Genomic DNA, 26552 nt, shown 5'->3' with positions numbered 1-26552 from the left:
TTCGAATCCGGAATTAGTGGCTGCCCTGACCACCGGTATCGGCGGCATGGTTTTGCAGGTACTTGAGCAGGGTGCGCTCCTCTTCCTTGCTCAGGCGATAGTAGGCAGACATGGCCTTGAGACCCGAGATCCAGCCGTTGGCGGTGAAGTGAGCCGGATCCGGCGCCGCGTGGCAGGAGTTGCAGGTGGACTTGTACATCTCGCCGGCATAATCCCAGATCGGTTTGAGGGAGGATTCGAGGCCCTTGCCATCGACCCAGGCCTGAACCTGCACCTGTTCCCACTTGATATGGGTGGCGCTGTCAGTTTCCTGTTTCAGGATCTTCTCGTTTGCCTTGAGCTCGTCACGGATGGTGGCCACGAAGACTCGCTTGCCCATGTACTCGCTCAGCACGCGGCCCTTGCCTTCGGTTTCGCGCCAGCCTTCGATGGTCACCTTGAGGCGATCGCCGCTGCGGGCCACGACTTCGATGCGGGAGGCGGGCAGCAGCTTGCCGACCGGATCGGTGCTCTCTTCGCTTTCGTAGAGATCCTTCTCACCCAGGGTGTAGAGGGTCTCGGCGGCCGGTGCCTGCTGGGCTTCGCTTGCCAGGGTGGCGTAGGTGGCACGGAAGCCGCCCGCCATGTTCGGCAGTTCATGAGCGATGCCCTTGTGGCACTCGATGCAGTTCATGTTCTTCGCGGCGGCCTCGGTCATCGCCTTGGCGGCGGCAGGAGACTGCTTGGCGTGGTCCATGTTGTCGTAACTGTGGCAGGACTTGCAGGTCTTGGAGTTCTGGCTGCTCATGCGCGCCCAGACCTTCTCGGCCAGGTGCAGACGCCGGTCTTCAAACTTCTCCTGGGTGTCGATGCTGTGACCGATGTACTGCTGATAGAGGTCGTTGGCCGCCTCCATCTTGCGGGCTACCTTGCCGATGAAGTCCTTCGGCTGGTGGCAGTCGGTACAGACGGCCTGGACGCCGGAGGCGTTCTTGAAGTGAATGGACTCCTTGTACTCGGGGTACACGGTGTCCTTCATGGTATGGCAGGAGATACAGAACTCGAGGGTACTGGTCTTCTCGAAGCCGTAGTGCAAGCCAACGGTACCGGCCAGGGTGACCCCGACGCCGGCCAGAACCAGCGCCAGCACCGACCAGCGACGGCTGGGTGTGCGCAGGAAATGCCACAGTTTTTTCATAATGGTCTCTCACATCACTTTTTTGATGGAGGCCATGATAGGGAGGCGTTGTGAACAGGGCTGCCGTCGGAAATTAATGAAATAGGGGTATTTATGACAAAATATGAATAGAATAACCCTCCCTTGTTGAACGCCGCGGACCTTGCCCATGAGCCACCACATTCTGGTTGTTGAAGATGATGCCGTCACCCGCGAGAAGCTGACCGGCTATTTCGAACGGGAAGGCTATCGGGTGACCGCGGTCGAAAACGGCCAGGAGATGCGGGCCGTGCTGGCAGAGCAGGAGGTGGCGCTGGTGATGCTGGACATCAACCTGCCGGGGGAGGATGGCTTGCTGCTGACCCGTGAACTGCGCGCCCGCAGCACTGTGGGGATCATCCTGGTCACCGGTCGCAGCGATGCGGTGGACAGGATCGTTGGCCTCGAGATGGGAGCCGACGACTATGTCACCAAACCATTCGAGCTCAGGGAATTGCTGGTGCGGGTCAAAAACCTGCTATGGCGCATCTCCCTGGCCGCGGCAACGCCGTGCGAGCCGGCCCCGGCCGACGATGCGGTGCGCTTTGGTCCCTGGCGCTTCGATATTCCCCGTCGCCAGCTCAGCAAGGACGGGGTGCCGGTGCGCCTGACCAAGGCGGAGTACGAAGTGCTGGTGGCCTTCATCGCCAATGCCGGGCGGGTGCTTAGCCGGGAGCGGATCTTGGCCCTCACCAGCCACCGCGGCGATGGCCCGAGCGATCGCACCATAGATGTGCTGATCCGCCGGCTGCGGGGCAAGATGGAGCAGGATCCCCGGGATCCCCAGCTGTTTGTCACCGTACACGGGGAAGGCTACCTGTTCGCAGGCGAGATAGCTTCTTAAAACCAGGGGCGCCATATCAGGGCCTGGTGCTTTTCCCCGCGCAGGCCGTCATATCAAGAGGGACTCAGGCCGGTGGCCGGGTGTCGAACTGCGGGCAGTCGTCCCCGATCTGGTGCCAGGGTGCCTTGGAGCCGACGAAGATGTGAAAGGCGGGGCGCTGGCTCGGCGTTTCGTCCAGCACGCCCAATCTCAAATTGATCTTGCCGCTGCTGCGTTTCTGACTGAACAGGCTGGAGCCGCAGTGGCGGCAGAAGGCGAGGGTCGTCTCCGCCGATTTCTCATAGCGGGTGATGGCATCAATGCCCTTCACCACATTGACCTTGTCACCATCCAGCCCGCCGACGGAGGCGTAATCCGCCCCTGAAAACTTGCGGCACTCGCTGCAATGGCAGTTGCCCATGTAGTCGAATTGATCCGGCAGGGTCAGGGCGACGGCGCCGCACAGGCAGCTCGCATGCAATGTTCTCAACTCTTCTTCCTTGAGTTTGGTGGCGTTACTTGCCGCTGGCGTCGGTACCGACCCGGTAGACGGGGCGAAAAGCGCCATCAGACAAAGAGTTGCCCGGGTCGGCCAGAGGGGCCTCCAGGGTCAGGATGGGGGGGCCCATCACTCGCGGGCACTGGCGTTCGCCAGCATCGGGCTTTTGCAGCAGACAGACCGCCTGGGCCACCGCAAGGCGTCCCTGCAGGCGCATCTGATCGCTGTTGGCGGCCAGGATCTTGTCCCGGCGCAGGCCGCGCTGGACCCCGTGGCTGAAGTAGGTGCTCAGCACTTTGGGACGATCGAGCTGGCGCTGCGCCAGCTCGTTGACCGCCACTTCGGCGGCGATGGCGCCCCCCACCAGATAGTCGAGGTCAGGATGGCGAGCCAGGGTCTGCTGCACCAGGGTACGCTGGATCTCGCGGCTGTTGTCGCCGCGCGCCGTACTCACCAGTCTGATGGCGCTTCCCTTGATGCCGTCGGCAAAACCCGGCTCGACGAAGTTGTTGCCGCCGCTCGCCTGCGGGCCGGGGAAGAGGGCCACCGAGACCGGTGGGCTTCCGGCAGGGTGGCGCTGTGCCAGCCAATGGCCAATCTGCCAGCCCATCTGGTACCAGGAGACCCCCACCTTGGCCCGCACCAGCCCGGCGGGCAGATCATTGACCAGGCCGAATACCGGCAGCGGGCTGGCCTTGATCGCCTCGTTCAGGCCGTCGTAGCTCACCGCGCCGAGCAGGATGGCGTCGCTCCCCTCGCTCACGCACTGCTGCAACTGCTGGCGCTGTTCGGCAATGGCGCCGTAACCGCCCGCCTCATGAATGCGCAGTTTCACGCCAAGCCGCTTGGCCTCTTCCACCATGCCCTGATTGACCGACAGCCAGTAGGCGTCGCGCAGATGGGGATAGAGGGCGCACAGGGTCAGGGGGCGCGCAAGGGGGGCTGGCGCTGGCCAGTCGAGGCTGACCGGTTGGCCGCTGAAGGTGCCGTCGGGCCAGTGATCCACCTCAAAGGCAAGAACGGAGGCCGGGAGCAAGATGAACAACAGGGAGAGATAGACGCTTCGCATGGCCAGGGGTTTTGTTAAAGTGTGGAGCCATATTATCCGGTCAAAGTCGACCACAACCAAGGTACTTCCCGTGAGAATCTTTTCCGGCCTGGGCGGCAAGTTGTTGCTGGCCTTCTCCCTGATGGCGCTGTTGACCCTGAGCGCCTCCCTGCTGGGGTGGATCGGGCTCACTCATCTGCGTCAGCTGGAGCAGGGGGTACAGCAAACCCTGGCGGATCAGGAGTTGGCCCGCACCCTGGCACGCCTGAGCGGCGAGATCCAGAGCTCCTCCCATCTGCTGGCCTCCGCGACCAGCGAAGGGGAGCGGGAGCATCAGGGGCGGCTGCTCACCCTGCAGGGGCAGCAGATGCAGCGCGTGCTGGAGCAACTGGGCCATGGGGGTGGCAAGCAGACGCCCGATGAGTTGCACCAGCTCAGCCAGACCATCATCGGCAACCTGGGCCAGCAGGGCTGGCTGGTAGGGGAGCGGCTCACGTTAATGGCTGAAGGTAGTGCCCTGCGCTCCCGCCTGGTGGAAGCCGCCGGTCAGGTGGCGGAGCTGGCCCGCAGCCAGATGGAGAACGCTGAAACCGTGATGGTGGCGGGGCTTGGCTCTCTCTATTCACTGCAAGGACGGTCTGCAGATCGGGCTATCGATCGGCTACTGGAGCAGGATCTCGACTGGCTGGAGCAGATGACGGAGCTGCGCCATCGCACCCTGATGCAACAGCAGCGCATCGAGGAGATCTGGCGCAGCGAGCAGCAGGAAGGGCTGCAAACCCTGCTGCAGGACGTGCGCCGTGAGTTGGCTATCCTGCGGTTGCGATCCGGGGCTGTGACTGACCCCGCGCGCCGCCAGGCGGTGGAGCAGGCGCTGACTGTGCTGGAGCAGAGCGATCGGCTGGTGCAACTGCGCAGCGACTGGCTCGGCAAAGGGGAGGCGCTGCGCGTGCTGGCCGCCGCCAACGAGGCCCTGATGGAGAGCCTCAACCGTCAGGTCGGTAGCCTGGTGAACAAGGCCCGGGACTCCCTGGGGGAGAGCCAGCAAGCCCTGAGTGCCCGGTTGCAACTGCTGGAACAGGCCCTGATGGTGATCGGCCTGTTCACCCTGGTGCTGCTCATCCTGCTGATGTGGCGCATGGTTTATGGCCGCATCGTCTGGCCGCTGCAGCATGCAGTGGAGGGAATGAGTCGCCTGGCCAAGGGGGATCTGACGCCGTTGACGCCGGTCGGGGAAGCGGGGCGTGACGAGCTGGCGGAGCTTGCGCGCGCCCTGCAAGTGTTTCGTGACAACGCCATCGAGCTTGGCCGCTACCAGCGGGAGCTGGAGTCGCGGGTCGAGGAGCGCACGGAACAGCTCAGCCATGCCAATGCGCGCCTCAACGAAGAGGTGGAGAAGCAGCGGCTGGCCCGCGCCGAGGCAGAGCAGGCCAACCGGGCCAAGTCGGTGTTCCTCGCTACCATGAGCCACGAAATTCGTACCCCCATGAACGGCATCCTCGGCGGCCTCACCCTGCTGGAGGACACCCATCTCAGCGAGACCCAGCAGCGCTACTTGGCCGCCATCGAACACAGCGGCGAATCCCTGCTGGAGATCCTCAACGACATCCTCGACTACTCCAAGATAGAGGCGGGCCATGTGGAGGCGCGCCGCGAGCCTTTCCCCCTCCATCAGCTCGCCGATGAGCTTATTGCCCTGTTCAGACCGAAGGCCGAGGGAAAAGGGGTGGCGCTGGCGCTGGAGTATGCCCCTTCGCTCCCCCCCGTGGTGGAGGGGGATGTGGGCAAGCTACGCCAGGTGTTGGCGAACCTGTTGGGCAATGCGGTCAAGTTTACCGGCGAGGGGCACATCACCCTGGTGGTGGCCCCTCTGGCTTGTGCGGGGCCCTGTGCCGAGCCTTGCATCCGCTTCGTGGTGAAAGACACGGGCCCCGGCATCCCGGCGGGGGAGCAGGAGGCGGTGTTCGAGGCCTTCCGCCAGCGCAAGCGGGACATGGGCCATCAGGGGGGCACGGGGCTGGGGCTTGCCATCAGCCGCCGGCTGGTGGCGGCCATGGGCGGAGAGCTCAATCTCTCCAGCGAACCGGGTCAAGGGTGTGAATTCAGCTTCAGCCTGCCGCTGCAGCGCTCGGCTGCCCGGTTGCCGACGAGCTCCCAGCCGGTGCGCCTCGGCCAGCCGCGGGAGATCCTGCTGGTGGAGGACAACGAGATCAACCGGCTGGTAGCCCAGGGCATGCTGGCACGCCTCGGCCACCGGGTTACTCTGGCCGAAGACGGGCGCACCGCGCTGGCGCGGGTGACCGAGCGCCCCTTCGAGCTGGCCCTGCTCGATATCAATCTGCCGGACATGGATGGCATGACGTTGCGCGAGGATCTGGTGGCCATCAGCGAGGAGGAGCATGGCCGCGGCCTGCCTGCCATCGCCATCTCTGCCCAGATGTACCCGGAGGATATCCGCCACTGTCTCGCCGCCGGGTTTGCCGATTTCGTCGGCAAGCCGGTGCGACTGGCGGCCCTGGCCAGCGCCATCGAACGCCAGTTTCAGGAAGAGGGCGAGCCTGCCGCACCACTGCTTGTCGATCAGGGTTTGCCGCCCGTCCCGGCTGAGCCGACGCGGATCGCCAACCCGGTGCTGGAAGCTGACCTGCACCTGCTGGGCGGGCCGCGCATCCGCCAGCTGGCCGAGTTGTTCGCTAGCCAGGGGGGCGAGCTGGTCGCCAGACTGGAGCAAAGCGATGATGAAGAGCAGAGGCGATCTCTGGCCCACAAGCTCAAGGGGAGCGCCCTGGCCCTGGGGCTCGGAGAATTTGCCGATTACTGCGCCGTGCTGGAGGCTGGAGAGGGGGATCCTGGCACATTGAGGGGGCGTTTCGAGGCGGCGCAGCAAGCGTTGGAAGCGTGGTTTTCACACAATGTTCCCCCGGCATCCTGATCGAGGAGGGGGGCCTTCAGATCTGAAGACGTGATCGCACTCGTTTTTTACAACATAAATTCAACATTTTTTTGGGTGGTTGGACTGTCTCTTTGATCCAGCTCACGTTACAATGCGCTGCCCCACTTCACCTAACGCGCAAACGATTTTCAGGAGAGAAACGGATGTTGAAACGTGACATGACCATCGCCAATTATGATCCGCAATTGTGGCAGGCCATCACAGACGAGACCCGTCGTCAGGAAGAGCATATCGAGCTGATTGCGTCTGAGAACTACACCAGCCCCCGCGTCATGGAAGCCCAGGGCTCCCAGCTGACCAACAAGTACGCCGAAGGCTACCCGGCCAAGCGCTACTACGGTGGTTGCGAGTATGTGGATGTGGTCGAAACCCTGGCCATCGAGCGCGCCAAAGAGCTGTTCGGTGCCACCTACGCCAACGTGCAGCCGCACTCCGGCTCCCAGGCCAACAGCGCCGTCTACATGGCCCTGCTGCAGCCGGGCGATACAGTGCTGGGCATGAACCTGGCCCACGGCGGTCACCTGACCCACGGCTCCCCGGTCAACTTCTCCGGCAAGCTGTACAACATCATTCCCTACGGCATCGACGAGTCCGGCAAGATCGATTACGACGAGATGGAGCGTCTGGCCGTTGAGCACAAGCCGAAGATGATGATCGGTGGCTTCTCCGCCTACTCCGGCATCGTCGACTGGGCCCGCATGCGCGAGATCGCCGACAAGATCGGTGCCTACCTGTTCGTCGACATGGCTCACGTGGCTGGCCTCATCGCCGCTGGCGTCTACCCGAACCCGGTTCCCCATGCTCACGTGGTCACCTCCACCACCCACAAGACCCTGGCCGGTCCGCGCGGTGGTCTGATCCTCTCCGCCGCTGACGACGAAGATCTGTACAAGAAGCTCAACTCCGCCGTCTTCCCGGGTGGCCAGGGTGGCCCGCTGATGCACGTCATCGCTGGTAAGGCCGTAGCCTTCAAAGAGGCGCTGGAGCCCGAGTTCAAGACCTACCAGGCCCAGGTTGTCAAAAACGCCAAGGCGATGGCCGCCACCTTCATCGAGCGCGGTTACAAGATCGTCTCCGGCGGTACCGACAACCATCTGATGCTGGTTGACCTGATCGGCCGCGAGCTGACCGGTAAGGACGCTGACGCAGCGCTAGGCAAAGCCAACATCACCGTCAACAAGAACTCGGTGCCGAACGATCCGCGTTCCCCGTTCGTCACCTCCGGTGTGCGTATTGGTACCCCGGCCATCACCCGCCGCGGTTTCAAGGAAGCCGAGTCCATCCAGCTGACCCACTGGATCTGCGACGTGCTGGACAACCACGACAACGACGAAGTGCTGGCCAACACCCGCGAGAAGGTGCTGGACATCTGCCGCCGTTTCCCGGTTTATGCATAATCAGCCTGACCTTTTAGGTTGAAGAGCAATGCCACCCTCGGGTGGCATTGTTTTTTCTGGGCTTTTACCGGTTTTGGATGGCCGTGTTACACTGAGCGGCCTAGTGCCTGGCCCCGCGGGGCAGGAGCCCGTTTTTGTTAACGCCGGAGGTCCGATGCATTGCCCTTTCTGTAGTGCCGTTGATACCAAGGTGATCGATTCTCGCCTGGTGGCAGAAGGCCATCAGGTACGCCGCCGTCGTGAGTGTCTGCTCTGCCACGAGCGTTTCACCACCTTCGAGATGGCCGAGCTGGTGATGCCACGGGTCATCAAGAGCAACGGCTCGCGCGAGCCGTTCAACGAGGACAAGCTGCGTGCCGGCATTCTGCGGGCGCTGGAGAAGCGCCCGGTGAGCATGGAGGCCATCGAAAAGGCGGTCAACCATATCAAGTCCCGCCTGCGCGCCACCGGCGAGCGTGAAGTCGCCTCCGAGCTGGTAGGCAATCTGGTGATGGACGAACTCAAGGGGCTCGACAAGGTGGCCTATATCCGTTTCGCCTCCGTCTATCGCAGCTTTGAAGATATTCGCGAGTTTGGCGAAGAGATTGCCAAGCTGGAGAAGTAAGCCTGCGTCAGGCTTTGTATGAATGACCCTCTTTTCTCGCCTGTAACGGGAGCCCAGATGTTTAGTCAAGACGATTACCGATGGATGAGCCGGGCCCTCGAACTGGCCCGTCGTGGCCGCTACACCACGGCGCCCAACCCCTGTGTCGGCGCCGTGCTGGTGAAGGCCGGCGAAGTGGTGGGGGAGGGCTGGCACCAGCGTGCCGGTGAACCCCATGCCGAGGTCTATGCCCTGCATGCCGCGGGTGAAAAGGCACGCGGCGCCACCGCCTACGTGACTCTGGAACCCTGTTCCCACCATGGTCGTACCCCGCCCTGCGCCGAGGCGCTGATCAAGGCCGGCGTGAGCCGGGTGGTGGCCGCCATGGTAGATCCCAACCCCCAGGTGGCCGGTCGCGGCCTGCGGATGCTCTCCGAGGCGGGGATCAAGGCTGATTTCGGCCTGCTGGCTGGCGAGGCCGAGGCGCTCAACCCGGGCTTTTTCAAGCGGATGCGCACCGCGTTTCCGCTGGTGACGGTCAAGCTTGGCGCCAGTCTCGATGGCCGCACCGCCATGGCGAGCGGCGAAAGCCAGTGGATCACCTCCCCCGATGCACGCCGCGACGTGCAGCGGCTGCGGGCCCGCCACGATGCGGTGCTCTCCAGCGCCGAAACCGTGTTGGCTGATGGCGCCTCCCTGACCGTGCGCTGGGATGAGCTGCCCTCCTCGGTCAAGGCCGCCTATCCCAAGGAGACCCTGCGCCAGCCGCTGCGGGTCATCGTCGATTCGCAAAATCGCCTGACCCCCGACCTGCCCCTGTTCCAGAGCGAGAGTCCTGTGCTGCTGGCCCGCCACCAGGCCGGCGGAGAGTGGCCTGCGTGGGTGCAACAACTGGAGCTGCCGCTGCACGAGGGAAGGCTGGACCTTGTCAGCCTCTTCATGCAGTTGGCCAAGCAGAACGTCAATTCGGTACTGGTGGAAGCGGGGCCGCGGCTGTGCGGCGCCCTGCTGGACAAGGGGCTGGTGGATGAGCTGGTGCTCTATCAGGCACCGAAACTGATGGGTGATGAGGGGCGCGGCCTGTTCCATCTGCCCGGGCTCACCCGTCTGTTCCAGGCGCCTAAGCTCAATATCAAGGATGTACGGCTGGTGGGGCAGGATATTCGCATCACGGCCAGGATTGCCTGACGAGCCGGCTGCTTCCACGGTTGGTCGTGTGAGGGAGCGCAAGCCATTCGGACCATGGCTAAAGATAACCTGAACTTTTCATTTTCAGCGGGGCCGGCCGGCCCCGTCATCAGCAAGGTGATCTGCATGTTTACCGGAATTATCGAAGCGGTGGGAACCCTGGCCAGCCTGCGCCGCCAGGGCGAAGACATGGCCCTCACCGTACACGCGCCGACCCTGGATTTTGGCGATGTGAAACTGGGTGACTCCATCGCCACCAACGGCGTTTGCCTCACCGTGGTGGCGCTGGGTGACAAGAGCTATACCGCCGACGTGTCGCTGGAGACCCTGTCGCGCACCGGCTTTGCCGAGGCGAAGGTGGGCGATAGAGTCAACCTCGAGAAGGCCTTGATGCCCACTTCCCGCCTCGGCGGTCATCTGGTCTCCGGCCACGTGGACGGGGTGGGCGAGGTCAAGAGTGTCGCCAGCAGCGGCCGCGCCATCGAGTACTGGATCAAGGCGCCAGGGGCGCTCTCTCGCTACATCGCCGAGAAGGGATCCATCGCGGTGGATGGCATCAGCCTCACGGTCAACGCGGTGCAGGGGGATCTGTTTCGCCTGACTATCGTGCCCCACACCGCTCAGGAGACCACCATAGCCCAGTGGAAACCGGGCCGGCGGGTTAACCTCGAGGTGGATCAGATTGCCCGCTATCTGGAGCGGCTGATGATGGGCAAGAGCCAGGAGAGCACGGCCTCTAACCTGACGCTGGAGAAGCTGGCCAAGGCCGGTTTTCTCTGAGGCGAAGCAAAACGCCGTTCTGTGATCCCGCTCCGATTGAAATGGGCCAGGGAGCCCCAATCTAGAGCCACATAAACCCAGGTCGAGTTGAGCCCGCAGGCTCAATCCCCACGCACATTGATGGAGTAGCCCATGGCGCTGAGCACAACCCAGGAAATCATTGCCGATATCAAGGCTGGCAAGATAGTGATCCTGATGGACGACGAAGACAGGGAGAACGAAGGGGACCTCATCATGGCCGCCTCCTGTGTCCGCCCGGAAGACATCAACTTCATGGCCCGCTACGGCCGTGGCCTCATCTGCCTGACCCTGACCCGGGATCGCTGCAAGCAGCTGGCGCTGCCGCTGATGGTCGATCGCAACAACGCCCAGTTCTCCACCGCCTTCACCGTGACCATCGAAGCGGCTGAAGGGGTCACTACCGGCATCTCCGCCGCCGATCGCGCCGTGACCGTACAGGCTGCCGTGGCGCCGGACGCCAAGGCCTCCGATCTGGTGCAGCCAGGCCACATCTTCCCGCTGATGGCGCAGGATGGCGGCGTGCTGACCCGCGCCGGCCACACCGAGGCGGGTTGTGACCTGGCTCGTCTGGCCGGTTACGAGGCGGCCTCCGTCATCGTCGAGATCCTCAACGAGGATGGCACCATGGCGCGCCGCCCGGACCTCGAGATCTTCGCCGAGCAGCACGGCATCAAGCTTGGCACCATTGCGGATCTTATCGAGTACCGCAACCAGCACGAGACCACGGTCGAGAAGGTGGCCGAATGCAAGCTGCCCACCGAATATGGCGAGTTTGATCTCATCACCTTCCGCGACACCATCGACAACCAGGTTCATTTTGCCCTGAAAAAAGGCGAGGTGCAGGCGGATCAGCCGACCCTGGTGCGGGTCCATCTGCACGACGTGCTGAGCGATCTGCTGATGACCGACCGCCACGCGGCGCGCAGCTGGCCGCTGCCCAAATCCATGGCCCGTATCGCTGACGAGGGCGGGGTACTGGTGATCCTGGGGGCGGAAGCCCATGGCGCCGAGCTGCTGGCCCGGGTCAAGGGGTTCGAGGCCGCCGACAAGGGGCTGGCACCGGAAGGGGCCAAGTGGCAAGGCACCTCGCGCCGGGTCGGCGTCGGCTCCCAGATCCTCAAGGCGCTGGGGGTGGGCAAGATGCGCCTGCTGAGCTCGCCGAAGAAGTACCACGCCCTCGGCGGTTTTGGCCTGGAAGTGGTGGAATACGTCGGCGAATAAGCGCCTCGTTTCGCTTAAATCACTATCATGGCCGCCTGTTGCGGCCATGGTTTTTGTCGTGGGTCTGTTGTGCTAGAATGTGCGCACTTTTGACTCCGGCCCTTTTGATTGCACAGATACAGGATTTCCAATGAAGGTTATCGAAGGAAATATTGCCGCTCCAGCAGCGCGCGTTGCGATTGTCGTTGCCCGCTTCAACAGCTTCATCAACGACAGCCTGGTGAGTGGCGCAGTGGACGTACTGAAGCGTCAAGGCCAGGTACAGGACAGCAACCTGACCCTGGTGAAAGTGCCGGGTGCGGTTGAAATGCCACTGGTCATCAAGAAACTGGCCAAGAGTGGTCAATACGACGCCATCGTGGCGGTCGGCACCGTCATCCGTGGCGGCACCTACCACTTCGATCTGGTCGCCAACGAAAACAGCAAGGGCATGGCCCAGGTAATGATGGAATATGAAATTCCGGTTGCCTTCGGCGTACTGACCACTGAAAACATTGAACAAGCCATCGAGCGTGCAGGTACCAAGGCGGGTAACAAGGGTGCAGAGGCTGCACTGGCAGCGCTCGAAATGATCAACGTCCTGAAAGAACTGGACGTGTAACGAGGAGAAATGCATTGAAACCGTCCGAGCGCCGTAAAGCCCGCCATTGCGCCACCCAGGCCATCTACCAGTGGCAGATGACCAAGGCCAATGTGGGTGACATCGAAGAACAGTTCAAGATCGATCAGGACACCAAGGGTGTGGACCTGAACTATTTCCGCGATCTGCTGTTCGGGGTATCGCTCCACTGCAACGAGCTGGACAAGGTGTTTGCACCTTTCCTCTCCCGTCCGCTGGAAGAAGTGGACATGGTGGACAAGGCGATCCTGCGTCTGGCGACCTATGAGCTGACCCGTCGTGATGATGTACCGCCGCGCGTGGTGATCAACGAAGCGATCGAGCTGGCCAAAGCCTTTGCTGCCGATGACAGCCACAAGTTTGTCAACGGTGTACTGGACAAGGTGATCAAGTCGCTGGACAAGCGCTGATCCTGACGTTCATCAGCATTCAATGCTGATAGATGCTCTGTCGCGAGAAGTCGTCAGCAAGGTGAAGAGCAGCGCAGGGGCCGGAATGTATAGAAATACATGAGGAGCCCGAGCAGCAGATGAGCCTTGATCACGATTTCGCAGCAAGAGCAGCAACAGCATCTAATAGAGGAGCCAGCTTAACTGCTGGCTTTTTACTGTATGGGTGAATTTGAGCTGATTGATAAGTACTTCAAGGTTCCCCACGCCCGCAAGGACGTGGTGATGGGCCCCGGAGACGACTGCGCCCTGCTGACCCTGCCTCCCGATACCCAACTGGCGGTGAGCACGGATACCCTGGTGAGCGGCGTGCACTTCTTTCCCGACATGGATCCGGTGGATCTCGGCTACAAGGCGCTGGCGGTCAACCTGTCCGATCTCGCCGCCATGGGGGCCGAGCCGCGCTGGGTCTCCCTGGCCCTGACCCTGCCCGCCATCAACGAGTCCTGGGTGGCCGGCTTTGCCGAAGGTTTCCTCGAGCTTGCCGAGTACTACAACGTGGCCCTGGTCGGGGGCGACATGACCCGTGGCCCCCTCTCCATCACCATCTCGGTGAAAGGCTCAGTACCGGCCGGACGTGCCCTGATGCGCAGCGGCGCCCGGGCCGGCGATGGCATTTATGTCACCGGCACCCTGGGGGACGCCGCCCTGGCGCTCTCCCACCTGCTCGGCAAGCGTACTCTCAACGAGAACCAGCTGGCGGCCGTGCTGCCGAGGCTCGATCACCCCCATCCCCGCATCCTGGCCGGTCAGGCCCTGCGCGGGCTGGCGGGCAGTGCGCTGGATCTCTCCGACGGGCTGGCCTCGGATCTTGGCCACATCCTCAAGGCATCCGGCGTGCGGGCCCAGATCGATCTGGATCTGCTGCCCCTCTCGCCGGTGCTGCAGGATGCGGTGAGCGAGCAGGAGGCGTGGCAACTGGCCCTGGCCGGTGGCGACGACTACGAGCTCTGCTTCACCGTGCCGGAAGAACACCGCGGTGCCCTGGATACGGCGCTGGCTCACAGTGGCGTCAAGTTTACCCGCATTGGTCGCATCGTGGCCGGTGATCCCGGGATCGACTATCTGCGCGGCGAGCAGCCGGTCGAGCTGGCGCTGAAAGGATGGGATCACTTCGCATGAGTTTGTTCAGAATAAAGCCCGAGCTGAAACGGCTGAACCTGAAGAACCCGCTCCATTTTTTGGCGGTGGGCTTTGGCTCCGGTCTCTCCCCCAAGGCGCCGGGCACCATGGGAACCCTGGCCGCCATCCCGCTCTACCTGCTGGTGAGTGGTCTGGCTACCCCCTGGTTTATCGCCCTGTTGCTGGTGGGCTTTGTGGCGGGAATTCGCATCTGCCAGAGCGCCACCGATGCCATCGGCATGCCGGATCATGGCGCCATCGTTTGGGACGAGGTAATAGGCTTTGGTGTCACCATGATAGCGGCGCCGGCTGGTTGGGAATGGGTTGTGGCCGGCTTCGTGCTGTTTCGCCTGTTCGACGTGCTCAAACCCTGGCCCATTTCCTGGTTTGACCGTCGCATCCACGGCGGGCTTGGCATCATGCTCGACGATCTCATCGCCGGATTGTTCGCCCTGTTTTGTATGCAATTGCTGGCCTTCTGGCTCGGCTGAGCAACCCCTTCAGGGGAGGACGGCTCTGCTCCTCCCCGATTTATATCTGCTTAATTTTCATTCGTCGGCATATGCTGCCAGTAAAAATCCATTTCACATAAATATTCACTACTCAATCGAAGCTCGCTACTAATAATGCAATAGTGCTTATTGCCATCTGTTGCGCCATTGTTGAAATTAAAGTATTGATACAGTGTAATTGATGGGTTTATAGGCTGTATTTGTGATGAAAATCATAACTTTCATCTACTGTGTTGTTGGTTATCTGAGCAAAGTATTGCGAAATTGTATAACTCAATCATTTACACCCGTTGGCAAACCGTCTAAGTTACTCGCGGGTTATTCCAAAAAAATGCAAAAAACCCGCCCGGATCGCTGGTTTCACTGCCTCATGGATTGAGCAACTATTGCCCAAGGTAACAACCGGCATCTGCGGCTGATTTACGGACGAATTATTTGGGACGGATGTCCCCCGCAGAGGTAAACATGTCCTTGCTCGAAGTAAAGAACTTGCGGATCGAGTATCCCTCCCGCTATGGGGTGCTGGCCGCAGTCAAAGATCTCTCTTTCTCCATCGAAAAAGGGGAAATCGTCGGCGTCGTGGGTGAGTCAGGTGCCGGCAAGTCCACCATCGGCAATGCCGTCATCAATCTGTTGAGTCCTCCCGGTCGCATCGCCCGCGGCGATATCTATCTCAACGGTGAGCTTATCTCCGGCAAGAGCCAGAACGAGATGCGGGCCATTCGCGGCTCGCGCATCGGGTTCATCTTCCAGGATCCCATGACTTCCCTCAACCCGTTGTTCACCGTCGAACATCAGCTGGTTGAAACCATCCTCGCCAATACCGATCTGACCCGCCAGCAGGCCTTTGACAAGGCACTCGAGCTGATGGGGGCGGTGGGGATCCCGAATTCGGATCTGCGCATCAAGCAGTATCCGCACCAGTTCTCCGGCGGCATGCGCCAGCGGGTGGTCATCGCCATCGCCCTGTCGTGCGACCCCGAGCTCATCATCGCCGACGAGCCGACCACGGCGCTGGACGTCTCCATCCAGGATCAGATCCTCCAGCTCATCCGCACCCTGTGCAAGGAGCGTCAGGTGGGCTGCATGTTGGTGACCCACGACATGGGGGTGGTCTCCAACGTCACTGACAAGGTGGCTGTGATGTATCGCGGCGATCTGGTGGAATTCGGCACCACCGAGCAGGTGCTGGGGGCTCCCAACCATCCCTACACCCGCAGTCTTATCTCGGCGGTACCCCGCTCCGACGTCAAGCTGGTGCGCTTCCCGCTGGTCTCCTATATCGAGGATGCCGGCGCTCCGGATACCAGCATCGATCTCAAGACCCACTGGCTCGGCCAGAGCCAGGATGAGCGCTCATACGAAGGAGCCCTGCTGCGGGTGGAGAACGTGGATCTCAAGTTCGTCACCAAGGACTCCATCTTCCCGAGCCGCCGTCAGTATGTGCGGGCCTGCAACAACATCAGCTTCGAGATCTTCGAAGGGGAGACCTTCGGTCTGGTGGGAGAGTCGGGTTCCGGCAAATCCACCATCGCCCGTGCCATCACCGGTCTCTATCCGCCTGACACCGGCAAGATCGTGTTCGAGGGGATCGATCTGACTGCGCTCAAGAGCGAGAGCGAGCGTCGCCCATTGCGTCGCCAGATGCAGATGGTGTTTCAGAACCCCTATTCGTCGATGAATCCGCGCATGAAGGTGCGCGACATCATCGCCGAGCCGATCCGCTTCCACAAACTGGCGGACAGCGAGAGCCAGATCGAGGGGATTGTCGGCGATCTGCTGGATCACGTGGGGCTCGGCCGCGGTGCCGGGGTCAAGTATCCCCACGAGTTTTCCGGCGGTCAGCGCCAGCGCATCTCCATCGCCCGTGCCTTGGCAACCCGTCCGCGCTTCCTCATCTGCGACGAGCCCACCTCGGCGCTGGATGTGTCGGTGCAGGCCCAGATCCTCAACCTGCTCAAGGATCTGCAGAAGGAGCTCGGTCTCACCATGCTGTTCATCAGCCACGATCTGCCGGTCATCCGCCAGATGTGCGATCGCATCGGGGTGATGCAGCACGGCAACCTGGTGGAGGTGGCCGAGACCGAGAAACTGTTTACCAATGCCGAGCATGAGTACAGCCGCAAGCTGATCTCGCTGATGCCGGAGTTCAAGGGAATGTCCCGCGAGGGGCTGGAAATCGCAAGCTAGGAAAGCACCGGTTCGCCGGTTTGTCTGTCAATAAAAAAGCCAAAAGCATGGAGAAAACAATGAAGAAAGGATTGTCCAAAATTGCCATGGCGCTGTTTGCCGCCGGTTTCGCGTTCAGTGTCTCTGCCGCCGATATCAAGGTAGGCGTCGCCTCCGATGCCACCTCGCTGGATCCCCAGGAGCAGCTCTCCGGCCAGACTCTGGAAATGTCCCACCTGGTGTTCGATCCCCTGATGCGTTACACCCAGGACCTGCAGTTCGAGCCGCGCCTGGCCGAAAAATATGAGCGTATCGACGACAAGACCGTCCGCTTCCATCTGCGCAAGGGCGTCAAGTTCCACTCCGGCAATGACTTCACCGCCGATGACGTGGTGTGGACCGTCAACCGTCTGAAGGCTTCCCCTGACTTCAAGGCGATCTTCGACCCCATCGCCGAAGCCAAGAAGGTGGATGATTTCACCGTCGATCTGATCACCGCCAAGCCGTTCCCGTTGGTGCTGCAGACTGTCACCTACATCTTCCCGATGGACTCCAAGTTCTATACCGGCAAGACCGAAGCGGGCAAGGACAAGGCCGAGATCGTCAAGAACGGTGACTCCTTTGCCTCTACCAATGTCTCCGGTACCGGTCCGTTCAGCGTCAAGTTCCGCGAGCAGGGCGTGAAGCTGGAATACGTGCGCAATGCCAACTACTGGGACAAGGCTTCCAAGGGCAACGTCGAGAACCTGACCGTGGTACCCATCAAGGAAGACGCCACCCGTGTGGCCGCCCTGCTGGGTGGTGACGTGGACATGATCTACCCGGTTGCCCCGAACGATCTGGAGCGCGTCAAGAATGGCAAGGATTCCCAGCTGGTCACCCTGTCCGGTACCCGTGCCATCATCATCGAGCTGAACCAGAACACCAACCCGGCGCTGAAAGACAAGCGCGTGCGTCAGGCGATCAACTACGCCATCAACCAGGTGGGTATCGTCGACAAGATCAACAAGGGCTTCGGTACCCCGGCCGGCCAGCTGAGCCCGAAAGGCTATGCAGGCTATAACGAGGCGCTGGTGCCCCAGTATGATCTGGCCAAGGCCAAGGAGCTGATGAAGGAAGCCGGTTACGAGAAGGGCTTCAAGATGAGCTTCATCTCCCCGGCTGCCCGTTACGTCAACGACGTCAAGATCGCCCAGGCTGTCTCCGCCATGCTGGCCAAGATCAACATCAAGGTGGATCTGAAGACCATGCCGGTGGCCCAGTACTGGCCGGAGTTTGACAAGTGCGCCGCCGACATGCAGCTGATTGGCTGGCACTCCGACACCGAAGATACCGCGAACTTCTTCGAGTTCCTGACTTTCACCAAGGACGCCAAGACCGGCATGGGCCAGTACAACTGTGGTGGCTATGCCAACGCTGAAGCGGACAAGATGGTGATGGATGCGAACACCGAGACGGATCCGGCCAAGCGTGCCGCCATTCTGCAGAAGGTGGAAGCCATGCTGATTGAAGATGCCGCCTATGTGCCGCTGCACTGGGAAGATCTGGCTTATGGCGCCAAGAAGAACGTCGACATCAAGCCGGTGGTCAACGTAATGAACTTCCCTTACCTGGGTGACCTGGTGGTCAACAAGTAAGCGCAAGTCGCAAGGAAGGACGGGGTGGCGCGGCCGAGGTTGCGCCACCCACTAACAGAAGCCTGTGCCATGACACAGGCCACGTAGAAGGACAAGCATGTTTACATTCCTGCTGAAACGGTTCTATCAGGCCGTGATAGTGATGTTCGTCATCAGCCTGGTCGCCTTCTCCATCCAGGACAACCTGGGGGATCCGCTGCGCGAGCTGGTGGGACAATCCGTCTCCGAGTCCGTGCGCCAGGAGCTGCGCGACAAGATGGGCCTCAATGATCCCTTTTTGGTCAAATACAGCCGCTTTCTGAAGAATGCGGTGCATGGGGATCTGGGCACCTCCTATTTCTTCAAGCGACCGGCTCTCGAGGTGATCCTCGACAAGTTGGTGGCTACCCTTGAGCTGGTATTTGCCGCCGCGATCATCATCGTCGTGGTCTCCATTCCGCTCGGGGTCTACTCCGCGATCCGCCCGCGCAGTATTCCCACCAAGATCATCATGGCGGGAAGCAGTATCGGCATCTCGATCCCGGTCTTTTTAACCGCCATCATGCTGATGTATCTCTTCTCCATCCAGCTGGGCTGGCTGCCTGCCTATGGCCGTGGTGAGACTTACAACCTGCTGGGCTGGGAGTCCGGCTTCTTCACCTGGGATGGCATCAAGCACCTGATCCTGCCGGCGGTGTCGCTCTCCTCCATCATGCTGCCGCTGTTTATCCGGTTGGTACGTTCCGAGATGCTGGAGCAACTCTCCTCCGAGTACGTCAAGTTTGCTCGCGCCAAGGGGCTGGACAACAACAAGGTCTACTACCAGCACGCCTTGAAGAACACCATGCTGCCGGTCATCACGGTGGGCGGCGTGCAGATCGGTACCATGGTGGCCTACACCATACTGACCGAGAGCGTGTTCCAGTGGCCGGGTACCGGCTTTTTGTTCCTCGAGGCCATTCACCGGGTCGATACCCCGCTCATCACCGCCTACGTCATCTTCGTCGGCCTGATCTTCGTGGTGACCAACACCCTGGTCGACCTGCTCTACGGGTTGATCAACCCGACCGTCAACTTGACCGCTAAGGGGTAAGCACATGAGCAATGCAGTAACTGCGAGCCCGAGCCGCTGGGCGCGCTTCAAGAACTCCGACATCGTCTACTACTTCCTGCGGGACAAGGTAGCCATGTTCAGCTTTGCGGTCTTCGTGGTCTTCGTGCTGGCGGCGCTGCTGGCGCCCTGGATTGCACCGCACAACGTCTATGACCAGACCAGCTTCGATCTGATGGATGCCGAACTGCCGCCCTCCTGGCTGGAAGGGGGCGAAGAGCGCTTCTGGCTCGGCACCGACAACCAGGGCCGCGACATCTGGAGCACCATCCTCTATGGCGCTCGCATCTCGTTGACCATAGGTCTATTCGCGGTAGCGCTGCAGCTGGTGCTTGGCATCGTCATCGGCCTGCTGGCCGGTTACTTCGGTGGCCGTATCGACAACCTGCTGATGCGTTTTGCCGACGTCCAGCTGTCGTTTTCCACCATGATGGTGGCCATCATCATCTCCGCCATCTTCCAGGCGACCTTTGGTTCGGAGTTCTACTCCAAGTTCGCCATCCTGATGCTGGTGGTGATCATCGGCATCGCCGAATGGCCGCAATACGCCCGGACCGTGCGCGCCTCCGTGCTGGCGGAGAAGAAGAAGGAGTATGTGGAAGCGGCCAAGGTGATGGGCTTTCGCGCCCCGCGCATCATGTTCCGTCACATACTGCCGAACTGCCTGTCGCCCATTCTGGTGATCTCCACCGTGCAGGTGGCCAACGCCATCATGAGTGAGGCGGCGCTCTCCTTCCTCGGGCTCGGCATGCCGGTGGATCAGCCGTCCCTCGGTTCGCTCATCAGTGTGGGCTTCAACTACATCTTCTCCGGCTCCTGGTGGATCACCGCCTTCCCGGGCATCTGTCTGGTGGTGCTGGTGCTGGTCATCAACCTGCTGGGTGACTGGCTGCGGGATGTGTTCAACCCCAAAATCTACAAAGGTTGACGGTGCCCTGTTCACGGAGCGGTTGCGACGATTTGTGAACAGGTTCCAGACTATGGATGACAAGAAGGGCGCCATATTGGCGCCCTTCTTTATTGCTCGCGGGGAATTTCGTCAGGCTTGCAGCCAGCGCTCAATGCTGGCCTGGATGCCTGCATCATCCAGTCCCAGCAGGGCGTAGATCTCCTGCTGGGTGCCTTGTTCCACGAAGCGATCCGGCAGGCCCAGGTTGAGCACCGGCTTGCACTGTTTGCTGCGCATCAGCAATTCGTTCACCGCCGAGCCGGCACCGCCCATGATGGCGTTGTCCTCGAGGGTGACGAAGTGATCGTGAGTTGCGGCCAGGGAGAGCACCAGCGCCTCATCCATCGGCTTGACGAAACGCATGTCCACCAGGGTGGCGTCGAGCGCCTCGGCGGCGGCCCAGGCGTGCTGCAGCAGGGTACCAAATGCCAGGATGGCGGTGCCCTTGCCTTCCCGTAGCACGCGACCCTTGCCAAGCTCGAGTGCCTGCATCTCTTGCGAGACGGGGGCATCGCTCGGGCTGCTGCCACGGGGATAGCGTACTGCCGCCGGCCCCTGATGCAGGTAGCCTGTGTAGAGCATCTGGCGGCATTCGTTCTCGTCGGACGGAGTCATGATCACCATGTTGGGCACGGTGCGCAGGAAACTGATGTCAAACGCCCCCTGATGGGTCGGGCCATCGGCCCCCACCAGACCGGCCCGGTCGATGGCGAACAGCACCGGAAGATCCTGCAGGGCCACGTCGTGGATCACCTGATCGTAGGCGCGCTGCAGGAAGCTTGAATAGATGGCGACCACCGGCTTCTTGTCGGCGATGGCGAGGCCGGCGGCGAAGGTGACCGCATGCTGTTCGGCGATGGCCACGTCGAAGTAGCGATCCGGGTATTGCTGGCTGAATTTCACCAGTCCGGAGCCCTCGCGCATGGCGGGGGTGATGCCGACCAGCTTCTCGTCTTTCGCCGCCATGTCGCACAGCCACTGGCCGAAGATGGCGGAGAAGGTGGGCTTGCCGCCGCCGCTCTTGGGCAGGGTGCACTCGTCGGGATTGAATTTGGGGACGGCGTGATAACCGATGGGGTCTTTCTCCGCCGGCTCGTAGCCCTTGCCCTTTTTGGTCTTGATGTGGAGCAGCTGGGGCCCCTTGAGATTGCGCATGTTGCGCAGGGTCTCGACCAGGGCGTCGATATCGTGGCCGTCGATGGGGCCGATATAGTTGAAGCCGAACTCCTCGAACAGGGTGCCCGGCACCACCATCCCCTTGAGATGCTCCTCGGCCCGTTTGGCCAGCTCCTTGACCGGCGGCAGACCCGCCAGCACCTTCTTGCCGCCTTCGCGGATAGTGGTGTAGAGCTTGCCGGACATGACCCGGGCCAAGTGATTGTTCAGTGCCCCGACGTTCTCGGAGATGGACATCTCGTTGTCGTTGAGGATCACCAGCATGTCCTTGTGGACGTCACCGGCGTGATTGAGCGCCTCGAACGCCATCCCGGCCGTGATGGCACCATCGCCGATCACCGCTACCACCTTGCGCCCCAATCCTTCACTCTCGGCCGCGACCGCCATGCCGAGCGCCGCACCGATGGAAGTGCTGGAGTGGCCAACGCTGAGGACGTCGTATTCGCTTTCGCCCCGCCAGGGGAAGGGGTGCAGACCATCCTTCTGGCGAATGGTGTGGATCTGGTCGCGACGTCCGGTCAGGATCTTGTGGGGATAGGCCTGGTGGCCCACATCCCAGATCAGGCGATCGAACGGGGTGTTGTAGACGTAATGCAGGGCAACCGTCAGCTCGACCGTGCCCAGACCAGAGGCAAAGTGGCCGCTGGAGCGGCTCACCGAGCGCAGCAGATACTCGCGCAGCTCGTTGCACAGTGCAGGCAGCCGCTCCTTGGGCAGAGAACGCAGCTCTATCGGGGTATCCGCGAGGGCCAGGTTGGGGAAATTGCTAATATCAACGCTCATATTGTTACTGTTATCCAGCGTTTAGTGGGTTCGCTCGATGATGTAATCGGCAAACGCTTCCAGAATGTCGGTATTGTAGGGTAAAGATTGCAATGCTGTTAAGGCTTTACCATGGAGTTCGCGAGTCAGTTCACGGGCATTGTCGAGTCCGAGCAGCGCAGGATAAGTGCTTTTCTCCTGCGCCAGATCGGAGCCTTGCGGCTTGCCCAGGGTGGCGGTATCGCTGGTAATGTCGAGGATGTCATCCTGCACCTGGAAAGCGAGGCCAATGGCGGCGGCGTAGGTCTGCAGCGCGGCCAGGGTCGCTTCATCCACGTCGGCCTTGCACAGGGCCCCCAGCATGACGGCGCACTCGATGAGGGCGCCGGTCTTGTGGCGATGGATCTGCTCCAGTTCGGCCAGGTTGATTTGACGACCTTCGGCCTGCAGATCGAGGGCCTGGCCACCACACATCCCTAAATATCCCGAGGCGCGGGCGAGGGCGCTCAGCATCCGCACCCGGTTGGCCATCAATTCGCCGGGCAGGGGGTGATCGGCCAGGATGGAGAAGGCCAGGGTCTGCAGGGCGTCACCGGCCAGGATGGCGGTGCCTTCATCGAAAGCCTTGTGCACGGTCGGTTGGCCGCGACGCAGATCGTCATTGTCCATGGCGGGCAGGTCGTCGTGCAGGAGGGAGTAAGCATGGATGCACTCGACTGCGGCGGCCGGGCCGTCCAGCAGTTCGCTTTTTACTCCCAGCATTTCGCCAACTGCGTAGACCAGGAAGGGGCGTACCCGCTTGCCACCGAGCAGCAAGCCATACTTCATGGCATCGCGTAGGCGCGGGGCCATGGCGGGCAAGGATTCAAGTTGTGCTGACAAACAGTCGTCGATACGTTGACGATGCAGACGGGAAAATTGGTCCAGCGCCACTCACTCCTCTCCTTGTTCTGGCTGGAAGGGGGCGAGTTGTTCACTGCCATCGGCCTGGCTCAGCAGGATCTGGATCTTCTGTTCGGCCTGTTCCAGCTTCTGCTGACCGGCGCGAACCAGATGAATGCCCTGTTCGAACTGCTTGAGTGCCTCTTCCAGCGGTAAGGAACCTTGTTCCAGCTGATGAACGATGGTTTCCAGCTCTTCCAGAGTGGCATCAAAACTCAGACGGTCGATTTTTTTACTGGCCATGTCCATCCTCGGGGATTGAAAAAAACGGCTTATATTAACATCGACCGCCCCCATGGGGGAGGCAGAAAAACACCCATGGCTCAAACTCTCCGACAATTGGTCGATAATGAGACATCATTCCGAGCGGATGTGTGCTTGCCGCCTGGGGCGCAATAGCAGAAAATTCAACAAACTATAAATAGCAACAAGCACCGGTGACAGGAGTAGGGATTGTGGATCTAGGTAGTCTGATTGGGGTAGTGCTGGGATTCGGGGTGGTCGTATACGGCATGCTGCTGGGTGGTCCGGTCAGCATGTATGTGGATGTCCCCTCTGTCATGATCACCGTCTTGGGTTCCATCTTCATCGCCATGATGAAGTTCAACCTTGGCCAGTTCCTGATGGCTTTCAAGGTGGCGGGCAAAGCCTTCATGTACAAGGGCGACAAGCTGGAAGACCTGATTGCCAAGGCGGTTGAACTGGCCGATGCCGCCCGCAAGGGGGGCTTTCTGGCACTGGAGGCAGCCGAGATCCCCAGTCCCTTCATGAAGAAGGGGATCGACATGCTGGTGGATGGTCACGATGCCGATGTGGTGCGTTCGGTGCTGGAAAAAGACATCGATCTCACGGCGGAGCGCCACTCCAGTGCCATCAAGGTGTTTCGCACCCTGGGGGATCTCGGTCCGGCCATGGGCATGATCGGTACTCTGGTCGGTCTGGTGGCCATGCTGTCGAATATGAGCGACCCCAAATCCATCGGCCCGGCCATGGCGGTCGCCTTGCTGACCACCCTGTACGGGGCCATTGAAGCGAACATGATCGCCATTCCCATCGCTGACAAGCTGGAGCTGCGTAGCGGCGAGGAGAGCTTGAGCCGTGCCCTGATCCTCGACGCCATCATGGGGATCCAGGATGGCCAGAACCCGCGGGTGATCCAGTCCATGCTGCAGAACTACCTGAACCAGTCCAAACGCAATGATGGCACCGAGTAGGGGGCATAATGTCTAAATGCAAATGTCCGCCACCAGGGCTGCCCGGCTACATGGGGACTTTCGCTGACCTGATGTCGCTGTTGATGTGTTTCTTCGTGTTGTTGCTGTCGTTTGCCGAGATGGACGTGCTCAAGTTCAAGCAGATTGCAGGCTCGATGAAGAACGCATTCGGGGTGCAGAACATTCTGGAAGTGAAGGACATCCCCAAGGGGACTTCCGTCATCGCCCAGGAGTTCAGACCCGGTCGTCCCGAACCGACCCCGATCGATACCATCATGCAGCAGACCATCGACATGACCCAGACCGAACTGGAGTTCCTGCCGGGTGAGGCGGAACAGGCGGGTGGCCAGGATAAAAGCGATGGCAAGCAGACCGGGGGAGATACGCCCCAGACGTCGCAAACGGCACAGCAGGCCCAGCAGCAGTCCAACAACCTGGCCAAAGCACTGGCCGAGCAGCTCAAGGATCAGATCCAGGATGGCGCCATCGAAATTGAGGCTTTGGGGCAGCAGATCATCATCCGGATCCGCGAGAAGGCCTCCTTCCCTGCCGGCTCTGCATTCTTGCAACCCCAGTTCTGGCCGGTTATCCGCAAGGTCGCCGCTCTGCTGAAGGATGTTCCCGGGGAGATCACCATCTCGGGCCATACCGACAATGTGGCGACCGAGAACGAGTTGTTCAGCTCCAATTGGGATCTTTCCACCCAGCGTGCGGTGGCGGTAGCCCACCAGATGATCAAGGTGCCCGGTTTCGATCAGAGTCGTTTGGTGGTGCAGGGAATGGCCGATACCCAGCCGCTGGTGCCCAATACGACGGCCGAAAACCGTCGGATGAATCGACGGGTGGAGATCTCCATCATGCAGGGCAAACCGACGATTTCCGAGCCGATATCCGTGCCGAAAGCACAGTGATCACGGCCATAAACAAGTGTGCAAGTGGGATCTGTGTCGGGGCGCTGACATGGATTTTGTGCCGGCTTCATATTAAGATGCCCCATCCGAACCGATTGCTGCGACCGGCTGATGCTTGGTCGCAGTCTCTTTTTTCAAGCAACCCAGGTTTCGACTATGAATCATACTCCGATGACTGTTCGCGGCGCTGAAAAGCTGCGCGAAGAGCTCGAATATCTCAAGACCGAGCTTCGTCCCCAGATTATCGAAGCGATTGCCGATGCCCGTGAGCACGGCGATCTGAAGGAAAATGCCGAATACCATGCCGCCCGTGAGCAGCAGGGGTTCTGCGAAGGACGTATCCAGGAGATCGAAGGCAAGCTCTCCAATGCCCAGGTGATCGATGTCACCAAGATGACCAACAATGGTCGGGTGATTTTTGGCGCTACCGTTACCCTGCTCAAGAGCGAGACCGAGGAAGAAGTGGTCTACCGCATCGTGGGTGACGATGAGGCTGACATCAAGCAAAACCTCATCTCCGTCAATTCCCCCATTGCCAGAGCCCTGATTGGCAAGGAAGTGGATGATGTCGCCATCGTCAAGACGCCGGCTGGCGATGTGGAATACGAAATCCTGGAAGTCGCCTACATCTAACAGGATGGCAAGGTGCCGAAACAGGGGGGCATAGGCTCCCCTGTTTGTCTTTACCCGGTTCGATAGGCTTCGGTGAAGGCATCCTGGTGGCGCAGGAAAATCCAGTTGCGTAGACGCTCCAGATCAGGTTTGGCCATCTGGAAATGCAGCGCCCAACCCTGAAGGCCGTTTTGCTGGTGAATATGCCTGATCAGCTCGGCGCAAAGGGGGAGTGGGGCCAGTTCGTGAATATAGAGAGTACCGCTGAGAGTGGCGCCTTTATGCAGGTTTGCGGGCAAGCCTTCCACGACCAGACCGTCCAGTGACAGGCTGTGCACCTGATAGTCGGTTCCGGCCACCCTGAAACGGGCTTTCTCATCGAGACGCCAGGCTCGTTGGTGTGGGTAGCCGAGTTCCTTGATGACAGGAGCGGCAATGCGTGGCTCGATAAAGCCGTCATCCCCCTGGGTGAAGCGCAGGGGAAAGCGAAGCTGATGTCCTGCGAAGCGGGCTTCAAGTACGAGCCGATCGGCGCGTTGCAGCAGTCCAACCAGAGGAGTTGCGAGGTAACCGCTCAGAGATTGTCCGGCGGTGTTTTCCTGATCGTTTCCCAGGTCCCGCAACATGGCCAGTTCATCTTCGGTGAGAATCTGGTGGTGTTCCATAGCGGCTCTCTCCAC

At 60.9% G+C, this 26552-nt stretch carries 25 protein-coding genes; 18 read left to right on the top strand and 7 right to left on the bottom strand.

The genetic code is table 11. The annotated features are described in order from the left end of the window. Positions 1 to 13 precede the first annotated feature (13 nt). Positions 14 to 1177, bottom strand: a complete 1164-nt coding sequence (gene torC, locus ACB034_RS06010; RefSeq protein WP_371172334.1) for a pentaheme c-type cytochrome TorC — start codon at positions 1175 to 1177, stop codon at positions 14 to 16. Positions 1178 to 1325: 148 nt separating this feature from the next. Here torC and torR point away from each other — a divergent pair, with 148 nt between their 5' ends. Beyond that, positions 1326 to 2039 (top strand): two-component system response regulator TorR, encoded by a 714-nt coding sequence (gene torR / locus ACB034_RS06005; protein WP_042073307.1) that lies wholly within the window; start codon positions 1326 to 1328, stop codon positions 2037 to 2039. A gap of 64 nt (positions 2040 to 2103) precedes the next feature. Here the strand turns inward: torR and ACB034_RS06000 are convergent, their stop codons facing one another. Both ACB034_RS06000 and torT read right to left on the bottom strand, forming a co-directional pair. Continuing rightward, positions 2104 to 2508: a GFA family protein gene (locus ACB034_RS06000; protein WP_342013086.1), complete on the bottom strand. Its 405-nt coding sequence runs from the start codon at positions 2506 to 2508 to the stop codon at positions 2104 to 2106. 25 nt (positions 2509 to 2533) lie between these two features. Then, positions 2534 to 3586 (bottom strand): TMAO reductase system periplasmic protein TorT, encoded by a 1053-nt coding sequence (gene torT / locus ACB034_RS05995; RefSeq protein ID WP_371172333.1) that lies wholly within the window; start codon positions 3584 to 3586, stop codon positions 2534 to 2536. A gap of 70 nt (positions 3587 to 3656) precedes the next feature. Here torT and torS point away from each other — a divergent pair, with 70 nt between their 5' ends. The 14 genes from torS to ACB034_RS05925 all read left to right on the top strand — a co-directional run bounded on the left by torS (position 3657) and on the right by ACB034_RS05925 (position 20234). Beyond that, on the top strand, positions 3657 to 6497 hold the full coding sequence (torS, locus tag ACB034_RS05990) for a TMAO reductase system sensor histidine kinase/response regulator TorS (protein WP_371172332.1): 2841 nt from the start codon (positions 3657 to 3659) through the stop codon (positions 6495 to 6497). Between the two features lie 164 nt (positions 6498 to 6661). Further along, on the top strand, positions 6662 to 7915 hold the full coding sequence (gene glyA, locus ACB034_RS05985) for a serine hydroxymethyltransferase (protein WP_061476031.1): 1254 nt from the start codon (positions 6662 to 6664) through the stop codon (positions 7913 to 7915). Between the two features lie 154 nt (positions 7916 to 8069). After that, complete coding sequence (gene nrdR, locus ACB034_RS05980; protein ID WP_005298086.1) at positions 8070 to 8519, top strand: transcriptional regulator NrdR; 450 nt, start codon at positions 8070 to 8072, stop codon at positions 8517 to 8519. 57 nt (positions 8520 to 8576) lie between these two features. After that, complete coding sequence (ribD, locus tag ACB034_RS05975; RefSeq protein WP_371172331.1) at positions 8577 to 9686, top strand: bifunctional diaminohydroxyphosphoribosylaminopyrimidine deaminase/5-amino-6-(5-phosphoribosylamino)uracil reductase RibD; 1110 nt, start codon at positions 8577 to 8579, stop codon at positions 9684 to 9686. A 126-nt stretch (positions 9687 to 9812) separates the two neighbouring features. Further along, positions 9813 to 10466: a riboflavin synthase gene (locus ACB034_RS05970; protein ID WP_224210277.1), complete on the top strand. Its 654-nt coding sequence runs from the start codon at positions 9813 to 9815 to the stop codon at positions 10464 to 10466. 132 nt (positions 10467 to 10598) lie between these two features. Beyond that, positions 10599 to 11708: a bifunctional 3,4-dihydroxy-2-butanone-4-phosphate synthase/GTP cyclohydrolase II gene (ribBA, locus tag ACB034_RS05965; RefSeq protein WP_371172330.1), complete on the top strand. Its 1110-nt coding sequence runs from the start codon at positions 10599 to 10601 to the stop codon at positions 11706 to 11708. Positions 11709 to 11838: 130 nt separating this feature from the next. Then, positions 11839 to 12309 carry a 6,7-dimethyl-8-ribityllumazine synthase gene (ribE, locus tag ACB034_RS05960; protein ID WP_026456817.1) on the top strand — a complete coding sequence of 157 codons (471 nt, stop codon included), beginning with the start codon at positions 11839 to 11841 and terminating at the stop codon, positions 12307 to 12309. A gap of 14 nt (positions 12310 to 12323) precedes the next feature. Further along, positions 12324 to 12737: a transcription antitermination factor NusB gene (gene nusB / locus ACB034_RS05955; protein WP_033114140.1), complete on the top strand. Its 414-nt coding sequence runs from the start codon at positions 12324 to 12326 to the stop codon at positions 12735 to 12737. Between the two features lie 201 nt (positions 12738 to 12938). After that, positions 12939 to 13898, top strand: a complete 960-nt coding sequence (gene thiL, locus ACB034_RS05950) for a thiamine-phosphate kinase (protein WP_042028119.1) — start codon at positions 12939 to 12941, stop codon at positions 13896 to 13898. Then, positions 13895 to 14389: a phosphatidylglycerophosphatase A gene (locus ACB034_RS05945; protein ID WP_124239044.1), complete on the top strand. Its 495-nt coding sequence runs from the start codon at positions 13895 to 13897 to the stop codon at positions 14387 to 14389. Before thiL ends, ACB034_RS05945 begins: the two co-directional genes overlap by 4 nt. Positions 14390 to 14875: 486 nt before the next feature. After that, the gene (locus ACB034_RS05940; RefSeq protein WP_371172329.1) at positions 14876 to 16600 is read left to right on the top strand and encodes a dipeptide ABC transporter ATP-binding protein; all 1725 of its coding nucleotides are present in this window, start codon (positions 14876 to 14878) and stop codon (positions 16598 to 16600) included. A 59-nt stretch (positions 16601 to 16659) separates the two neighbouring features. Next, complete coding sequence (locus tag ACB034_RS05935; RefSeq protein WP_026456636.1) at positions 16660 to 18216, top strand: ABC transporter substrate-binding protein; 1557 nt, start codon at positions 16660 to 16662, stop codon at positions 18214 to 18216. A 97-nt stretch (positions 18217 to 18313) separates the two neighbouring features. After that, the gene (locus ACB034_RS05930; protein WP_026456637.1) at positions 18314 to 19288 is read left to right on the top strand and encodes an ABC transporter permease; all 975 of its coding nucleotides are present in this window, start codon (positions 18314 to 18316) and stop codon (positions 19286 to 19288) included. Positions 19289 to 19292: 4 nt separating this feature from the next. Continuing rightward, positions 19293 to 20234, top strand: a complete 942-nt coding sequence (locus tag ACB034_RS05925; protein ID WP_042028115.1) for an ABC transporter permease — start codon at positions 19293 to 19295, stop codon at positions 20232 to 20234. 111 nt (positions 20235 to 20345) lie between these two features. Here the strand turns inward: ACB034_RS05925 and dxs are convergent, their stop codons facing one another. The 3 genes from dxs to xseB are packed head-to-tail and all read right to left on the bottom strand — an operon-like array spanning position 20346 to position 23378. Next, a complete protein-coding gene (gene dxs, locus ACB034_RS05920) occupies positions 20346 to 22214 on the bottom strand; it encodes a 1-deoxy-D-xylulose-5-phosphate synthase (RefSeq protein WP_371172328.1) in 1869 nt (622 codons plus the stop codon). A gap of 21 nt (positions 22215 to 22235) precedes the next feature. Continuing rightward, complete coding sequence (ispA, locus tag ACB034_RS05915) at positions 22236 to 23126, bottom strand: (2E,6E)-farnesyl diphosphate synthase (RefSeq protein ID WP_371172327.1); 891 nt, start codon at positions 23124 to 23126, stop codon at positions 22236 to 22238. Beyond that, positions 23127 to 23378, bottom strand: a complete 252-nt coding sequence (gene xseB / locus ACB034_RS05910) for an exodeoxyribonuclease VII small subunit (protein WP_042028110.1) — start codon at positions 23376 to 23378, stop codon at positions 23127 to 23129. It abuts the gene before it with no gap. A gap of 212 nt (positions 23379 to 23590) precedes the next feature. On the opposite strand from xseB, the gene pomA reads away from it, so the two are divergent. The 3 genes from pomA (at position 23591) to greA (ending at position 25893) form a co-directional block, all read left to right on the top strand. Continuing rightward, positions 23591 to 24349 (top strand): flagellar motor protein PomA, encoded by a 759-nt coding sequence (gene pomA, locus ACB034_RS05905; protein ID WP_026455722.1) that lies wholly within the window; start codon positions 23591 to 23593, stop codon positions 24347 to 24349. Between the two features lie 8 nt (positions 24350 to 24357). After that, on the top strand, positions 24358 to 25260 hold the full coding sequence (locus tag ACB034_RS05900) for a flagellar motor protein MotB (RefSeq protein WP_026455723.1): 903 nt from the start codon (positions 24358 to 24360) through the stop codon (positions 25258 to 25260). A gap of 156 nt (positions 25261 to 25416) precedes the next feature. Continuing rightward, on the top strand, positions 25417 to 25893 hold the full coding sequence (gene greA, locus ACB034_RS05895; protein WP_042028108.1) for a transcription elongation factor GreA: 477 nt from the start codon (positions 25417 to 25419) through the stop codon (positions 25891 to 25893). 50 nt (positions 25894 to 25943) lie between these two features. Here greA and ACB034_RS05890 read toward each other — a convergent pair whose 3' ends face one another. Continuing rightward, positions 25944 to 26537, bottom strand: coding sequence for a PilZ domain-containing protein (locus ACB034_RS05890; protein ID WP_124239039.1), 594 nt, complete (start codon positions 26535 to 26537; stop codon positions 25944 to 25946). Positions 26538 to 26552 lie beyond the last annotated feature (15 nt).

The organism is Aeromonas sp. S18(2024), assembly GCF_041402525.1.
Classification (GTDB): Bacteria; Pseudomonadota; Gammaproteobacteria; order Enterobacterales; family Aeromonadaceae; genus Aeromonas; species Aeromonas enteropelogenes.
The sequence above is the reverse complement of the archived record's forward strand: the minus strand, read 5'-3'. Positions and strand labels throughout refer to the sequence as shown.

What these genes read in the sequence shown, in the direction of transcription:
- torC (WP_371172334.1), bottom strand. Translation starts at nt 1,177, where the DNA reads ATGAAAAAACTGTGGCATTTCCTGCGCACACCCAGCCGTCGCTGGTCG.
- torR (WP_042073307.1), top strand. Translation starts at nt 1,326, where the DNA reads ATGAGCCACCACATTCTGGTTGTTGAAGATGATGCCGTCACCCGCGAG.
- torT (WP_371172333.1), bottom strand. Translation starts at nt 3,586, where the DNA reads ATGCGAAGCGTCTATCTCTCCCTGTTGTTCATCTTGCTCCCGGCCTCC.
- glyA (WP_061476031.1), top strand. Translation starts at nt 6,662, where the DNA reads ATGTTGAAACGTGACATGACCATCGCCAATTATGATCCGCAATTGTGG.
- nrdR (WP_005298086.1), top strand. Translation starts at nt 8,070, where the DNA reads ATGCATTGCCCTTTCTGTAGTGCCGTTGATACCAAGGTGATCGATTCT.
- ribD (WP_371172331.1), top strand. Translation starts at nt 8,577, where the DNA reads ATGTTTAGTCAAGACGATTACCGATGGATGAGCCGGGCCCTCGAACTG.
- ACB034_RS05970 (WP_224210277.1), top strand. Translation starts at nt 9,813, where the DNA reads ATGTTTACCGGAATTATCGAAGCGGTGGGAACCCTGGCCAGCCTGCGC.
- ribBA (WP_371172330.1), top strand. Translation starts at nt 10,599, where the DNA reads ATGGCGCTGAGCACAACCCAGGAAATCATTGCCGATATCAAGGCTGGC.
- ribE (WP_026456817.1), top strand. Translation starts at nt 11,839, where the DNA reads ATGAAGGTTATCGAAGGAAATATTGCCGCTCCAGCAGCGCGCGTTGCG.
- thiL (WP_042028119.1), top strand. Translation starts at nt 12,939, where the DNA reads ATGGGTGAATTTGAGCTGATTGATAAGTACTTCAAGGTTCCCCACGCC.
- ACB034_RS05945 (WP_124239044.1), top strand. Translation starts at nt 13,895, where the DNA reads ATGAGTTTGTTCAGAATAAAGCCCGAGCTGAAACGGCTGAACCTGAAG.
- ACB034_RS05940 (WP_371172329.1), top strand. Translation starts at nt 14,876, where the DNA reads ATGTCCTTGCTCGAAGTAAAGAACTTGCGGATCGAGTATCCCTCCCGC.
- ACB034_RS05935 (WP_026456636.1), top strand. Translation starts at nt 16,660, where the DNA reads ATGAAGAAAGGATTGTCCAAAATTGCCATGGCGCTGTTTGCCGCCGGT.
- ACB034_RS05930 (WP_026456637.1), top strand. Translation starts at nt 18,314, where the DNA reads ATGTTTACATTCCTGCTGAAACGGTTCTATCAGGCCGTGATAGTGATG.
- ACB034_RS05925 (WP_042028115.1), top strand. Translation starts at nt 19,293, where the DNA reads ATGAGCAATGCAGTAACTGCGAGCCCGAGCCGCTGGGCGCGCTTCAAG.
- dxs (WP_371172328.1), bottom strand. Translation starts at nt 22,214, where the DNA reads ATGAGCGTTGATATTAGCAATTTCCCCAACCTGGCCCTCGCGGATACC.
- xseB (WP_042028110.1), bottom strand. Translation starts at nt 23,378, where the DNA reads ATGGCCAGTAAAAAAATCGACCGTCTGAGTTTTGATGCCACTCTGGAA.
- ACB034_RS05900 (WP_026455723.1), top strand. Translation starts at nt 24,358, where the DNA reads ATGTCTAAATGCAAATGTCCGCCACCAGGGCTGCCCGGCTACATGGGG.
- greA (WP_042028108.1), top strand. Translation starts at nt 25,417, where the DNA reads ATGAATCATACTCCGATGACTGTTCGCGGCGCTGAAAAGCTGCGCGAA.
- ACB034_RS05890 (WP_124239039.1), bottom strand. Translation starts at nt 26,537, where the DNA reads ATGGAACACCACCAGATTCTCACCGAAGATGAACTGGCCATGTTGCGG.